9 protein-coding genes are annotated in these 14578 nt (G+C 54.7%); 5 read left to right on the top strand and 4 right to left on the bottom strand.

Features of this window, described 5'->3' with window-relative positions; genetic code table 11:
* The first annotated feature begins 253 nt into the window (after window positions 1-253).
* The 5 genes from nanR to nanQ all read left to right on the top strand — a co-directional run bounded on the left by nanR (window position 254) and on the right by nanQ (window position 5235).
* Window positions 254-1045: a transcriptional regulator NanR gene (gene nanR, locus OGY13_RS06855; RefSeq protein WP_060683128.1), complete on the top strand. Its 792-nt coding sequence runs from the start codon at window positions 254-256 to the stop codon at window positions 1043-1045.
* Window positions 1046-1304: 259 nt separating this feature from the next.
* On the top strand, window positions 1305-2198 hold the full coding sequence (gene nanA / locus OGY13_RS06860; RefSeq protein WP_079934960.1) for an N-acetylneuraminate lyase: 894 nt from the start codon (window positions 1305-1307) through the stop codon (window positions 2196-2198).
* 109 nt (window positions 2199-2307) lie between these two features.
* Entirely contained in the window at window positions 2308-3798 is a 1491-nt protein-coding gene (gene nanT / locus OGY13_RS06865; protein WP_048215451.1) for a sialic acid transporter NanT, read from the top strand.
* 97 nt (window positions 3799-3895) lie between these two features.
* Window positions 3896-4765: an N-acetylmannosamine kinase gene (gene nanK, locus OGY13_RS06870; RefSeq protein ID WP_204192249.1), complete on the top strand. Its 870-nt coding sequence runs from the start codon at window positions 3896-3898 to the stop codon at window positions 4763-4765.
* 2 nt (window positions 4766-4767) lie between these two features.
* Window positions 4768-5235 carry an N-acetylneuraminate anomerase gene (gene nanQ / locus OGY13_RS06875; RefSeq protein ID WP_057067638.1) on the top strand — a complete coding sequence of 156 codons (468 nt, stop codon included), beginning with the start codon at window positions 4768-4770 and terminating at the stop codon, window positions 5233-5235.
* 58 nt (window positions 5236-5293) lie between these two features.
* Here the strand turns inward: nanQ and OGY13_RS06880 are convergent, their stop codons facing one another.
* The 4 genes from OGY13_RS06880 to gltB form a co-directional block, all read right to left on the bottom strand.
* Entirely contained in the window at window positions 5294-6574 is a 1281-nt protein-coding gene (locus tag OGY13_RS06880; protein ID WP_032945132.1) for a cytosine deaminase, read from the bottom strand.
* Window positions 6564-7814, bottom strand: coding sequence for a cytosine permease (gene codB, locus OGY13_RS06885; RefSeq protein WP_032945130.1), 1251 nt, complete (start codon window positions 7812-7814; stop codon window positions 6564-6566). The genes OGY13_RS06880 and codB overlap by 11 nt, the downstream gene beginning before the upstream one ends.
* Before the next feature lie 247 nt (window positions 7815-8061).
* Window positions 8062-9480 carry a glutamate synthase small subunit gene (locus tag OGY13_RS06890; protein WP_032945128.1) on the bottom strand — a complete coding sequence of 473 codons (1419 nt, stop codon included), beginning with the start codon at window positions 9478-9480 and terminating at the stop codon, window positions 8062-8064.
* Window positions 9481-9492: 12 nt separating this feature from the next.
* The gene (gltB, locus tag OGY13_RS06895; RefSeq protein ID WP_213752421.1) at window positions 9493-13953 is read right to left on the bottom strand and encodes a glutamate synthase large subunit; all 4461 of its coding nucleotides are present in this window, start codon (window positions 13951-13953) and stop codon (window positions 9493-9495) included.
* Window positions 13954-14578: the final 625 nt, after the last annotated feature.

Here is a 14578-nt window from a genome sequence, read left to right on the forward strand (position 1 = left end):
TAATTCGATGATGTAATTATTTATCGTTATAAAATAGAAGGTTATGACAAATTATCACGTTCATATTCATAATTTTCATGAAGCTATTTAACTCCATTCAATTAAAATGAGGCAGAAGATACTCGCTTAAAATAATATTGCTGTTACGTATATTATCAATAAGCCAGCCGGATCAGATCGTCCATCATTTCACCCTGCTTTCGATCCTGTGTTAGGATAAACCCGCTGTTGTTTGTCACCACGACTTAGCTGAATGGACCCTATGAACGCATTTGATTCGCAAGCTGAAGACTCTCCATCCACCATTGGCCGTAGCTTACGCAATCGCCCGTTGGCGCGTAAAAAACTGTCTGAAATGGTTGAAGAAGAACTGGAGCAGATGATTCGTCGTCGGGAATTTGGCGAGGGCGAACAGTTGCCGTCTGAGCGGGAGCTGATGGCCTTCTTTAACGTGGGCCGTCCTTCTGTACGAGAAGCGCTGGCCGCGTTAAAACGCAAAGGTCTGGTACAAATCAACAACGGCGAGCGCGCCCGCGTTTCGCGTCCTTCAGCTGATACCATCATCAGCGAGCTGTCTGGTATGGCGAAAGATTTCCTCGCACATCCCGGCGGCATTGCCCACTTCGAGCAGTTGCGACTGTTCTTTGAATCCAGCCTGGTACGATACGCCGCCGAACATGCGACAGATGAGCAAATCGACAGACTGGCTAAAGCACTGGAGATCAACAGCCAGTCGCTCGATGACAATGCGTTGTTCATCCGCTCGGACGTTGATTTTCACCGTGTACTGGCTGAGATCCCGGGCAATCCTATCTTTATGGCTATCCATGTTGCGCTGTTAGACTGGCTGATTGCCGCCCGTCCGACCGTCGCCGATCAAGAGTTGTATGAGCACAACAACGTGAGTTATCAGCAGCATATCGCTATTGTCGACGCAATTCGCCAGCGCGATCCTGAAGAAGCTGACCGCGCACTGCAAGAACACCTCAATAGCGTTTCCGCGACCTGGCATGCCTTCAGCAAAAGTAAAAAGTTGCGTAAGTGATCGCGATCCCGACGATCGTTTAAACACAAAATCATTCAAGTTGCATCAAGGCGGCAAGAGAGCGAGTTCCCTGGAGCATAGATAACTATGTGACAGGGGTGAGCGAACGCAGCTAACGCAGAGGCGGCTCGAAGGATGAAGTGTTTAGTGAAGTAGATCGCACTATAAGCGTTCTGTATTGTATTGCTGCTTATTTGATCTGGTATAACAGGTATAAAGGTATGCAGTTAGATAACACTAATCATCGTCAGAGGTCGTTATGGCAAGAGATTTAAAAGGCGTAATGCCAGCGTTGTTAACCCCATTCGATAACCAACAGAGACTGGACATCGAGAGTCTGCGCCGCCTGGTGCGTTTCAACATTGGTCAGGGTGTCGATGGGCTCTATGTCGGTGGCTCAACGGGTGAGGCCTTTGTCCAAAACCGCGTTGAAAGAGAGCAGGTGCTGGAAATTGTGGCTGAAGAAGCGAAAGGCAAGGTGACGCTGATCGCTCATGTTGGCACGGTGAGCACCGAAGAAAGCCAACAGCTGGCGAGCGCCGCGCATCGTTACGGCTTTGATGCCGTTTCGGCCGTCACGCCGTTTTACTATCCGTTCAGCTTTGAAGAGCATTGCGACCACTACCGCGCAATTATTGATTCAGCTAATGGATTGCCGATGGTGGTCTATAACATCCCGGCGCTGAGCGGTGTAAAACTGACGCTGGATCAGATCAACACGCTGGTGACGCTACCTGGCGTTGGCGCGCTGAAACAAACTTCCGGCGATCTCTATCAGATGGAACAGATCCGCCGCGCTCATCCCGATCTGGTGCTTTATAACGGCTATGACGAGATCTTCGCTTCCGGACTGCTCGCGGGCGCAGATGGCGGTATCGGTAGCACTTACAACATCATGGGGTGGCGCTATCAGGGAATTGTGAAAGCGCTCAAAGAAGGCGACATCCGCACGGCGCAAAAGCTGCAAACTGAGTGCAATAAGGTTATCGATCTGCTCATTAAGGTTGGCGTGTTCCGCGGCCTGAAAACGGTACTGCACTATATGGATGTGGTTTCTGTCCCACTGTGCCGTAAACCCTTTGCCCCGGTAGATGAACACTATCTGCCGGAACTGAAAGCGCTGGCAAACCAACTGCTGGCGGAAAAGGCGTAATCACGGGTCGCCGGGGACGCTTCGCTTGCCCGGCCTGGATTTTCGACCGTAGGCCGGGTAGGGCAAAGCCACTACCCGGCACAACAACAAAAATCGTCGGGAGAGTAAAATGAGTACTTCTACCCAGAGCATCCCGTGGTATCGCCATCTCAATCGGGCACAATGGCGGGCATTTTCCGCCGCCTGGCTGGGATATTTGCTTGATGGTTTCGATTTTGTGTTAATCGCCCTGGTGCTGACAGAAGTGCAGGGCGAATTCGGACTGACGACGGTGCAGGCTGCCAGCCTGATCTCGGCCGCCTTTATCTCCCGTTGGTTTGGCGGATTAATGCTGGGGGCAATGGGCGACCGTTACGGACGCCGCCTGGCAATGGTCACCAGCATCATTCTGTTCTCTGTGGGAACGCTGGCCTGCGGCTTTGCGCCGGGCTACACCACCATGTTTATCGCCCGCCTGGTTATCGGTATGGGAATGGCCGGTGAGTATGGTTCCAGCGCAACCTATGTTATTGAAAGTTGGCCTAAACATCTGCGAAACAAAGCCAGTGGTTTCCTGATTTCCGGCTTTTCCGTTGGTGCCGTGATCGCCGCCCAGGTCTACAGTCTGGTGGTCCCGGTCTGGGGATGGCGCGCGCTGTTCTTCATCGGCATCCTGCCAATTATCTTCGCCCTCTGGCTGCGTAAAAATATTCCGGAAGCGGAAGACTGGAAAGAGAAACACGAAGGCAAAGCGCCGGTACGCACGATGGTGGACATTCTCTACCGGGGCGAGCATCGGGTAATTAATATTCTGATGACGCTCGCCGCTGCAACTGCGCTGTGGTTCTGCTTTGCTGGCAACCTGCAAAATGCGGCTATCGTGGCGGTTCTTGGACTGATATGCGCGTTTATCTTCATTAGCTTTATGGTGCAAAGCAGCGGGAAACGCTGGCCGACGGGCGTGATGCTGATGGTGGTCGTGCTATTCGCCTTCCTGTACTCGTGGCCGATTCAGGCGCTGTTGCCAACCTATCTGAAAACCGAACTGCTGTACGATCCTTCCACGGTGGCCAGAGTGCTCTTCTTTAGCGGCTTTGGTGCGGCGGTCGGTTGTTGCGTCGGCGGTTTTCTTGGTGACTGGCTGGGCACGCGTAAAGCCTATGTCTGCAGTCTGCTGGCCTCGCAGTTGCTGATTATTCCGGTGTTTGCGATAGGCGGTTCAAACGTCTGGGTACTGGGTTTGCTGCTGTTTTTCCAACAAATGCTCGGCCAGGGGATCTCCGGGATCTTACCAAAACTGATTGGCGGCTATTTCGATACCGATCAGCGTGCGGCGGGACTGGGCTTCACCTATAACGTAGGCGCACTGGGCGGGGCTCTGGCACCGATCATCGGCGCGCTGATTGCCCAACGTCTGGATCTGGGTACCGCGCTGGGATCGCTCTCTTTCGGCCTGACATTTGTAGTGATCCTGCTGATTGGTCTTGATATGCCGTCCCGTGTACAGCGCTGGCTGCGTCCTGAAGCGTTGCGTACGCATGATGCCATTGATGGTCGACCGTTTAGCGGTGCCGTGCCGTTCGGCGGTGACAAAAGCACTATGGTGAAATCCAAAAGTTAATCCAGTTGCCCGGTGCTGAACCGGGCAATAGCTGTAAGGGAAGGAATATGTCGTTCTTCGAGCTACAGAGCGCCACTACGATGCATGAGGCGGCGTCATGACCACACTGGCGATTGATATTGGCGGCACCAAATTGGCTGCCGCGCTGATAGACAACAATCTGCAAGTCCGCGAGCGGCGTGAACTGCCGACGCCTGTCAGTAAAACGCCGCAAGCGCTGCGCGCCGCGTTACAAACACTGGTTGCCCCGCTACAGGGGCGTGCTAATCGGGTGGCGATCGCCTCGACGGGGATTATCCGTGAGGGGGCTTTACTGGCGCTGAATCCGAATAACCTCGGCGGATTGATGCATTTTCCGCTGACACAAACGCTGGAACAAATCACCGGCCTGCCGACGCTGGCCGTCAATGACGCACAGGCAGCGGCGTGGGCTGAGTACCATGCGCTTGGTGGTGAGTACCGCGATCTGGTGTTTATTACCGTCTCCACAGGCGTTGGCGGGGGAGTCGTCAGCGGTGGGAAACTGCTGACTGGAGTCGGCGGTTTGGCTGGGCATCTGGGACATACGCTGGCCGATCCGCATGGGCCTGTTTGCGGCTGCGGGCGTGTGGGCTGCGTTGAGGCGATCGCATCCGGTCGTGGAATAGCGGCGGCTGCCGAAGGCGCGCTTGCCGGATGCGACGCCAAAACTATTTTTAGCCGTGCCGGGCAGGGGGATGAGCAGGCAAGCCGGTTGATCCATCGCTCAGCGCGTACTTTGGCAAGGCTTGTTGCCGATGTGAAGGCCACGACCGATTGTCAGTGCGTGGTCATTGGCGGTAGCGTTGGGCTGGCTGAAGGGTATCTGGCGCTGGTGGAACATTATCTGGCACAAGAGCCTTTGGCCTATCACGTGGAATTGCTGGCGGCGCATTACCGTCATGACGCTGGATTACTGGGGGCCGCGCTGTTGGCCCAGGGAGAATGATGATGATATCAGATGCGTTGAATTCACTGCCTTCTGCCGGATTACATCCGGTCTTGCAGCAGGCGTTAACGCTTGCCATTGCGGCGAATCCGCAGGAGAAGACGCCTGGGCGCTACACGTTGCAGGGCGAGAATATTTTTATGAATGTCATGCAATTTACAACGCAGAGCCCAGAGCATAAGAAAGCGGAGCTGCATCAGCAGTACATTGATATTCAGATGCTGTTGTCCGGCGAAGAACGGATTCTGTTCGGGATGACCGATTCTGCTCGTCACTGCGAAGAGATGCACATCGAGGATGATTATCAGCTGTGCAGCCAGATTGCCGATGAACAGGCTATGGTACTGAAGCCGGGAAAATTTGTGATTTTTATGCCGGGCGAGCCGCATAAACCGGGTTGTGTGGTGCAGACCCCGATGGACATCAAAAAGGTGGTGATCAAAGTCCGCGCCAGCTTATTACAAGCTTGAGAATGAGAGACTGTGTCGGATGGCAGGGCTAACGCCATCCGACATGGAATGTAACGACCTAGCGCTTAAACGTCACCGTTTCTGGCTGCGTCAGATGCAGAGTGGTTTGGCTTGGGACCGTCTCGGCAATGACTCGACCATGACGAATGGAATAACGGGCAGGCGTCTGGCGACGAACCGCGTCAAACCCATTTTCTGCAGGCAAAATCACCAGATTCGCAGAATTCCCCACGTTCAGACCGTAGTCCTGCAGGTGCAGGGTTTTCGCGCTGTGGGTGGTGACCAGGTTCAACCCATCGTTAATTTGTCCGTATCCCATCAGCTGGCACACGTGTAATCCCATATGCAGCACCTGCAGCATATTCGCAGTGCCCAGCGGATACCACGGATCGAAGACGTCATCATGACCGAAGCAGACGTTGATCTCCGCTTCCAGCATCTCTTTGACGCGCGTAACACCACGACGCTTAGGATAAGTGTCAAAGCGCCCTTGCAGGTGAATATTCACCAGTGGATTTGCGACAAAGTTAATGCCGGACATTTTCAACAGGCGGAAAAGACGGGAAGCATACGCGCCGTTGTAGGAATGCATCGCCGTGGTATGGCTGGCGGTCACGCGCTCGCCCATATTGTAGCGATGCGCCAGCGCCGCAACGGTTTCAACAAAGCGGGATTGCTCATCATCGATTTCGTCACAGTGCACGTCGATAAGTTTGTCGTATTTTTGCGCCAGAGCGAAAATCTTATGCAGCGACTCTACGCCATATTCACGCGTGAATTCAAAGTGCGGGATCGCGCCAATGACGTCGGCGCCCAGACGCACGGCTTCCTCCAGGAGCGCTTCACCGTTGGGATAAGAAAGAATGCCTTCTTGCGGGAACGCGACAATCTGTAGCTCTACCCACGGAGCGACTTCTTGCTTCACCTCCAGCATGGCTTTTAGCGCCGTCAACGTAGGGTCGGAAACGTCAACGTGAGTACGGACATACTGGATGCCGTTGGCCATCTGCCACTTCAGGGTCTGCATGGCGCGCGCTTTGACGTCTTCGTGAGTGAGCATTGCCTTACGTTCAGCCCAGCGTTCAATGCCCTCAAACAGCGTACCAGACTGATTCCAGCTCGGCTCGCCCGCGGTTTGCGTAGTGTCCAGATGGATATGTGGCTCAACGAACGGTGGGATAGCCAGACCGCCTTCAGCATCAAGCACTTCACCCTGTGGTAACGTCGCTGCGTCTTGAGGCTCAATACGGCTAAAGCGCCCGTTTTCAATCGTGATTTGCCATAACCCTTCACGTCCCTGTAAACGCGCCTGATGAATGGTGATGTTATTATTCTGCATGGCTGACCTCCGGGGATTTAGCAAGGCTGCGATTGAAAAGTGGATTCAGCAGGATATAGCTGAATACGCCGCCGAGTACGGCATTGACGGGCACGATGCCGGGAATATAGTGGCCTGCGGCAATGCCCAGTGCAACGGACAGGATCGCTATCCAGTTTACGGAAATAAATTGCGCTTTGCTGAAGTCGGCATAGCGGCGATGGTTCAGCAGATAGTCGGCGATGATCACCCCGCCAATCGGGGGAATCGCTGCCGACAGAAATGTCAGCCAGCCGACAAAGTTATTGTAAAGCCACAGCGCGCACAGTGTGCCAATAATACCGTTAGCCACCGACAGCGTACGGCTGGAAAGGCCGGTAATATTGGCAAATCCCAGGCCCGATGCGTACAGCGCATTATCGTTGGTGGTCCAGATATTCAGGCCGAGAACGATGATCGCGGGCAGCAGCAGTCCCTGGGCAATCATCACGTCAGAGATATCCGCCTGTCCAACCGCAGCCGCGCCCGCAGCGCCGAAGATGAACATCAAGGAGTTGCCAAGGAAAAACGCCACCATGGCGATCAGCACCGCGCCTTTGGCGTTGCGGCCAAAACGGACGAAGTCAGCGGTTAATGTCCCTGCGCTGACAAACGAGCCGACTACCAGCGCCAGTGCGGTGGAGAAATCCAGCGGCGTTTGCGGCACTATCGCTTTTAAATGCTCCAAACCGCCGACATCACTCACCGCCAGCCAGACGGAGTAGCTGCCAAGAACAACGATGGCAGGTACGGCGATGATTGATAAAACGGTCAGCGCTGAGATGCCAAAAAAGATGGTCAGGGTCATCAACAGACCGGAAACCGCAATCAGGATATTGACGTCAATTCCCGTCGCTTTGCCAACCGGGATAGCAAACATGGCCACACCAACGCCAAACCAGCCTACCTGTGTGCCGCCTAACAGCAGAGAGGGAAGCCATGAACCTTTCACACCAAATGAGTAACGCGCCAGAAGGTGGGTTGAGAGCCCTGTTTTTGCGCCGATAAAACCGAGAAATGCAGTGTAAATACCGAGGAGAAGATTACCGAAGAGAACTGCCAGGAAGAAATCATTATAAGAAAGACCGGTACCGAGTGTGCCACCGGTCCACATACTGGCGGAAAAGAATGTGAGTCCCAACATGACAAATGTTAGTGGAACTACGCCTTTTCGCGCCGCCAGAGGGACGGGGCCCTGGCTATAATTGTTGTCTTGCGACACAACGCCTCCATGAATTTTGCCCAAAAAATCCGCCGCATAATATACAGTTCTCAACGTAAAGCAAACGTTTTCGTCTGGTTTTTACATGGTTATTATTCATGATGTTGATCTGTTTGGGGTGTTAAGGTTATTTGCCCTGTTTACTAAACGTGTTGTCAGACTGGCTTAATCGGCAGGTTTGGCGGTATTGCGGCAGGAATTTGGCATCTCACCCACCAGGGCAGATGAGATGCCTTAAGAGGCTGTATTACACTTCCAGGTAGTTCAGGATACCGTCTGCCGCTTTACGACCTTCGGCAATCGCGGTGACTACCAGATCCGAACCGCGCACGATGTCGCCACCGGCGAAGATTTTCGGGTTGCTGGTCTGGAAGGCGTTGTCGCTGCGCTCTGGAGCAATAATGCGGCCCTGAGAATCCAGTTCGACGCTGTGTTTTGCCAGCCACTCCATACTGTGCGGACGGAAGCCAAATGCCAGTACCACCGCATCTGCCGGAACAACGTGTTCGGAACCGGCGACGATCTCCGCACGGCGACGGCCCTTCGCATCCGGTTCACCCATTTCGGTACGCGCCATTTTCACACCGCATACCTTACCGTTGGCGTTCACTTCCACGCCTAAAGGCTGGACGTTGAACTGGAATTCGACGCCTTCTTCACGCGCATTTTTCACTTCGCGTTTGGAACCCGGCATGTTCTCTTCGTCACGACGATAAGCGCAGATGACATGTGCTGCGTTCTGGCGAACCGAGGTCCGCACGCAGTCCATCGCGGTATCGCCACCGCCGAGAACGACGACGCGTTTGCCTTCCATGCTGATGTACGGCTCGTCGCTGCTTTCGCCAAAGCCCATCAACTGTTTGGTATTGGCGATCAGGAACGGCAGGGCATCAAACACACCGGAAGCGTCTTCGTTTTCCAGCCCACCGCGCATCGACTGATAGGTACCTACGCCAAGGAACACGGCGTCATAATCTTTCAGCAGATCGTCAAGCTGTACATCGCGGCCCACTTCCACGTTCAATTTGAACTCAATGCCCATATCGGTGAAGATTTCACGACGGCGGGTCATCACCTCTTTTTCCAGTTTGAAGGCTGGAATACCGAAGGTCAGCAGACCGCCGATTTCCGGGTGGCGGTCAAATACCACCGCCTTCACGCCGTTGCGGGTCAGCACATCAGCACAGGCCAGGCCTGCCGGACCGGCACCGATGATCGCCACGCGCTTGTCGGTTTGACGCACGCCGGTCATATCCGGGCGCCAGCCCATTTCGAATGCTTTATCGTTGATATAGCGCTCGATGTTACCGATAGTCACCGCGCCGAACTCATCGTTCAGCGTACAGGATCCTTCACACAGACGATCCTGCGGGCACACGCGGCCACAGACTTCCGGCAGAGTGTTGGTCTGGTGCGACAGTTCTGCTGCTTCAAAAATACGCCCCTCGTTCGCCAGTTTCAGCCAGTTCGGGATGTAGTTATGCACCGGACACTTCCACTCGCAGTACGGGTTACCGCAGGACAGGCAGCGGTCTGCCTGTGCTTTGGCCTGGCCTTCGGAAAACGGCTCGTAGATCTCGATAAACTCGATCTTACGGATCTTCAGCGGCTTCTTAGGCGGATCAACGCGCTGCAGGTCGATAAATTGGTATACGTTCTGACTCATTGCTGCTACCCCTTACTGCGCCTGCACACGCAGCTCTGCTGCGCTACGACTACGGTGACCCAACAGTGCTTTCACATCACTGGATTTTGGTTTTACCAGCGCGAATTTCGCCGAGAATGCTGGCCAGTTAGCCAGGATCTCTTCGCCGTGTGAAGAGCCGGTATGCTGTACGTGCTCGGTAATCAAACCGCGCAGGTGTTCCTCGTGGATAGCCAGCGAGTCCACGTTCAGCACTTCTACCAGTTCCGGGTTCACGCGTTTGCGGAACTCACCGTCTTCGTCGAGCACGTAGGCGAATCCACCCGTCATACCCGCTCCGAAGTTGACGCCCGTTTTTCCGAGAATACAGACGATGCCGCCGGTCATATATTCGCAGCCGTTGTCGCCAATACCTTCAACCACGGTGATTGCGCCGGAGTTACGTACTGCAAAGCGCTCACCCGCACGACCCGCGGCAAACAGGCGGCCACCGGTGGCGCCATACAGACAGGTGTTACCAATGATGCTCGCCTCATGGCTACGGAAAGCAGAGCCAACCGGAGGACGCACTGCCAGCAGACCGCCCGCCATACCTTTACCGACATAGTCGTTGGCATCACCGGTCAGATACAACTCCACGCCGCCCGCGTTCCACACGCCGAAGCTCTGGCCTGCGGTACCGCTGAAGTGCGCTTTGATTGGGTCAGACGCCAGCCCCTGATCGCCATGCGTTTGCGCGATATAGCCCGACAGCGACGCGCCAACAGAACGGTCGGTGTTGCGGATATCGAACCAGAAGGTTTTGCTCTGGCGCTCGTCGACAAACGGTTTCGCTTGCTGTAACAACTGAGCGTTCAGCACGCCGTTATCAAACGGCGGGTTGTTCTCGGTGCAATGCAGCGCTTTACCCGGATGCGGTTCTGCGATTTCCAGCAGACGAGACAGTTCCAGTTTCTGTTGCTTGGCGGTAAACCCTTCCAGCTCTTTGAGCAGGTCGGTACGACCAATCAGATCCACCAGACGCTTCACACCCAGTTGCGCCATCAGCTCACGGACTTCGCGGGCGATAAATTCAAAGTAGTTAGTCACTTTGAACGGCAGGCCGTGATAGTGGTTCTTACGCAGTTTGTCATCCTGAGTCGCCACGCCGGTTGCGCAGTTGTTCAGGTGGCAAATACGCAGGTATTTACAGCCCAGCGCCACCATTGGACCGGTACCGAAGCCGAAGCTTTCCGCACCCAGAATCGCCGCTTTAATGATATCGACACCGGTTTTCAGACCGCCATCAACCTGCAGACGAATCTTGTGACGCAGACCGTTAGCGACCAGCGCCTGCTGGGTTTCCACCAGACCAAGTTCCCACGGGCAGCCCGCATATTTCACCGAGGAGAGCGGGCTTGCGCCGGTACCGCCATCGTAGCCAGCAATGGTGATCAGATCCGCATAGGCTTTCGCCACGCCTGTGGCGATGGTGCCAACGCCTGGTTCGGAAACCAGCTTCACGGAGATCATCGCTTTCGGGTTGACCTGTTTGAGGTCGAAAATCAGCTGCGCTAAGTCTTCGATAGAGTAAATATCGTGGTGCGGCGGCGGGGAGATCAGCGTCACGCCCGGCACCGAATAGCGCAGTTTGGCGATGTACGGGGTGACTTTATCACCCGGTAACTGACCGCCTTCGCCAGGTTTCGCGCCCTGAGCGACTTTAATCTGGATGACATCGGCGTTGACCAGATACGCCGGGGTTACGCCAAAGCGACCGGAAGCAACCTGCTTAATGCGCGACACTTTATTGGTGCCATAGCGCGCCGGGTCTTCACCGCCTTCACCGGAGTTCGAGTTGCCGCCGATGCTGTTCATGGCTTCGGCCAGCGCTTCGTGTGCTTCGGGGCTTAATGCGCCGATGGACATAGCTGCGGTATCAAAGCGTTTAAACAGTTCGGTCGCGGGTTCTACTTCGCTAATGCTTACGGCTTCATCGCCAGGCGTAATCGCCAGCAGATCGCGCAGCGTGGCCGCCGGACGCTCATTGACCAGCTTGGCATATTCCTGATAGTCGCTGTACTCGCCGCTTTGTACCGCCTGTTGCAGCGTGCGCACCACGTCCGGGTTGTAGGCATGGTATTCGCCGCCGTGGACGTATTTGAGCAAACCGCCCTGGCTGATAGGTTTACGTGCCAGCCATGCATGTTTGGAGAGGTTCAGCAGATCCTGCTGGAAGTCGCTAAACCCTGCGCCGCTGATGCGGCTGACCACGCCCTGGAAGCACAGCGCCACGACATCATCGTGCAGACCAACCGCTTCAAACAGCTTCGAGCAGCGGTAAGAGGCGATGGTCGAAATGCCCATTTTGGACATGATTTTGTACAGACCTTTGTTGATGCCGTTACGGTAGTTCAGCATCACGGTCCGGTAATCTTTGGCAATCGCCTGAGTGTCGATCAGCCGTCCCAGCGTTTCATACGCGAGATACGGGTAAATGGCCGTCGCGCCAAAGCCGAGCAGGACAGCAAAATGGTGCGGGTCGCGGGCGCTGGCGGTTTCAACGATGATGTTGGCGTCGCAACGCAGACTTTGTTCTACCAGACGCGTTTGCACTGCGCCCACGGCCATCGGTGCCGGAACCGGCAGGCGGTTTTTCGCGATGTTACGGTCAGAGAGCACCAGCAGCACCGTACCGTTACGCACCATCTGTTCCGCCTTATCGCACAATGCTTTGACGGTCTCTTCGAGCGTGGTTTCGGTCACGTCGAAGGTGATATCCAGGCGGTCGGCGCGGTAATGCTCCTCTTTCATGGTGGTGAGCTGGGTAAAATCGGAGTACAGCAGGATCGGCGATTTAAAGCTCAGGCGGTGTGCCTGACCTTCGGCTTCGCAGAAGACGTTCATCTCACGACCGATGCTGGTGGCCAGCGACATAACGTGCGCTTCACGCAGCGGGTCGATCGGCGGGTTAGTCACCTGCGCGAACTGCTGGCGGAAGTAGTCATAAATGATGCGTGGCTGGCTTGAGAGCACCGCAAACGGGGTATCATCACCCATTGAGCCGACCGCTTCCTGACCGTTTTCACCGAGCACGCGGATCACGGAATCCAGCTCTTCGGCGCTGTAGTTAAACTGTTTCTGATAGCTGGCGAGCGTGTCATCGTCCAGTTCGCGGCTGCCGACCTGATCGTCTGCGAGGTCTTCGAACGGCACCAGACGGCGGACGTTCTTCTCCATCCACTCTTTGTACGGATGGCGGCTTTTCAGATCGTCATCGGTTTCGACGGAGTGCAGAATGCGCCCGCTGCGGGTATCGATAACCATCAGCTCGCCAGGGCCGACGCGACCTTTCTCGACGACTTCATCCGGCTGATAATCCCAGATCCCAACTTCAGAAGCGCAGGTAATCAGCTTGTCTTTGGTGATGACGTAGCGCGCCGGACGCAGGCCGTTACGGTCAAGGTTACAGGCGGCAAAGCGGCCGTCGGACATAACAATGCCCGCTGGGCCATCCCACGGCTCCATGTGCATGGAGTTAAAGTCAAAGAACGCGCGCAGCTCCGGGTCCATATCCGGGTTGTTCTGCCAGGCCGGCGGCACCAGTAAACGCATGGCGCGGATAATGTCCATCCCGCCAGCCAGCAGCAGTTCCAGCATGTTATCCATTGAGCTGGAGTCGGAGCCGGTTTCGTTAACGAACGGTGCGGCGTCGTGCAGGTCAGGGATCAGCGGTGTCTGGAATTTATAGGTACGTGCGCGTGCCCACTGGCGGTTGCCGGTGATGGTGTTGATTTCACCGTTATGCGCCAGGTAGCGGAACGGTTGGGCCAGCGGCCAGCGCGGTACGGTATTGGTGGAGAAGCGCTGGTGGAACAGGCAGATGGCCGATTCCAGACGCAGGTCCGCCAGGTCCAGGTAAAAGCGCGGCAGATCCGCCGGCATACACAGACCTTTATAGATATTGACCAGGTTCGACAAGCTACACACGTAGAAGTCTTTATCGTCCTGGAGGCGTTTTTCGATGCGACGGCGCGCGATGAACAGGCGGCGCTCCATATCACGCGGACGCCAGCCCGCAGGGGCGTTGACAAAAATTTGCTCGATACGAGGCAGGGAGGAGAGGGCGATTTCACCGAGAACACCTTCGTTGGTCGGCACGTCGCGCCAGCCGACAATCGACAGGGTCTCCTGCTGTAATTCTTCTTCGACAATGCGACGAGAAGCCGCAGCCAGTTCAGCGTCTTTATTTAAAAAGATCATGCCGACGGCATAGTTTTTAGCTAAACGCCAGCCGCGCTCTTGCGCCACGATGCGGAAAAAGCGGTCAGGTTTTTGTAACAGCAAACCGCAACCATCGCCGGTTTTACCATCGGCTAGAATTGCGCCACGGTGCTGCATGCGGGCCAGTGCGTGTATGGCGGTACGCACTACCTTGTGGCTAGGTTCGCCTTCTATGTGGGCGATCAGGCCGAAACCACAGTTATCCCTCTCAAGGGATTTATCGTACAACATATCAGTGAACCTCCCCAGGCTCTGCGGGATTCCCATCTGGACCGTTGCGCACGGGCACACCAAGAGCATGGCGACGGGGTTTGCGTGTCATACGCTTACCTCGCATTCGCCCTCTTTATCCTTTTCGCATAGGTCAAACAAGTTTGAGGACTTGCTTCAGAGGGAATCTCAATTACTGCATAAATATGATGAGCAGGCTGCTCATCCAGAAAGCTTCCAGCGGATTTCCACGTTATCGGGAATCCACACACAGGTCAAATGGCAATCTTATTTATGCAAAAATGTGCTATAGGGCGATTAACTTTATGAATATGTTGAAATTTAAGGCTTTTTTACATTGATTTAACGCAAGGGGGATGGGGAGCGAAGTGTGATCTGTCTCACTGTCAGAAAGGCTGTATATCCCCCGTCCTCCCTTTGTTTATCGCTATGCTTGGCATTTTATGCTGGTTTTTAGAGTTTTGGCGTCTTAAAGATACTGTTTTTATGCTGAGAGTATAAGAAGATAAAAAAAACAGTCGGATATAAGGAAAAGTAATTTCATTTTGAATGAATGAAATTTCGATTATTTTGATTTGTTATGCAATAAATAAAGGCACGCCAGGGCGATTGATCCAGGTCATCG

Source organism: Citrobacter sp. Cpo045 (assembly GCF_030332875.1).
In the GTDB taxonomy this organism is placed as follows: domain Bacteria; phylum Pseudomonadota; class Gammaproteobacteria; order Enterobacterales; family Enterobacteriaceae; genus Citrobacter; species Citrobacter portucalensis.

What these genes read in the sequence shown, in the direction of transcription:
- nanR (WP_060683128.1), top strand. Translation starts at nt 254, where the DNA reads ATGGACCCTATGAACGCATTTGATTCGCAAGCTGAAGACTCTCCATCC.
- nanA (WP_079934960.1), top strand. Translation starts at nt 1,305, where the DNA reads ATGGCAAGAGATTTAAAAGGCGTAATGCCAGCGTTGTTAACCCCATTC.
- nanT (WP_048215451.1), top strand. Translation starts at nt 2,308, where the DNA reads ATGAGTACTTCTACCCAGAGCATCCCGTGGTATCGCCATCTCAATCGG.
- nanK (WP_204192249.1), top strand. Translation starts at nt 3,896, where the DNA reads ATGACCACACTGGCGATTGATATTGGCGGCACCAAATTGGCTGCCGCG.
- nanQ (WP_057067638.1), top strand. Translation starts at nt 4,768, where the DNA reads ATGATATCAGATGCGTTGAATTCACTGCCTTCTGCCGGATTACATCCG.
- OGY13_RS06880 (WP_032945132.1), bottom strand. Translation starts at nt 6,574, where the DNA reads ATGCAGAATAATAACATCACCATTCATCAGGCGCGTTTACAGGGACGT.
- OGY13_RS06890 (WP_032945128.1), bottom strand. Translation starts at nt 9,480, where the DNA reads ATGAGTCAGAACGTATACCAATTTATCGACCTGCAGCGCGTTGATCCG.
- gltB (WP_213752421.1), bottom strand. Translation starts at nt 13,953, where the DNA reads ATGTTGTACGATAAATCCCTTGAGAGGGATAACTGTGGTTTCGGCCTG.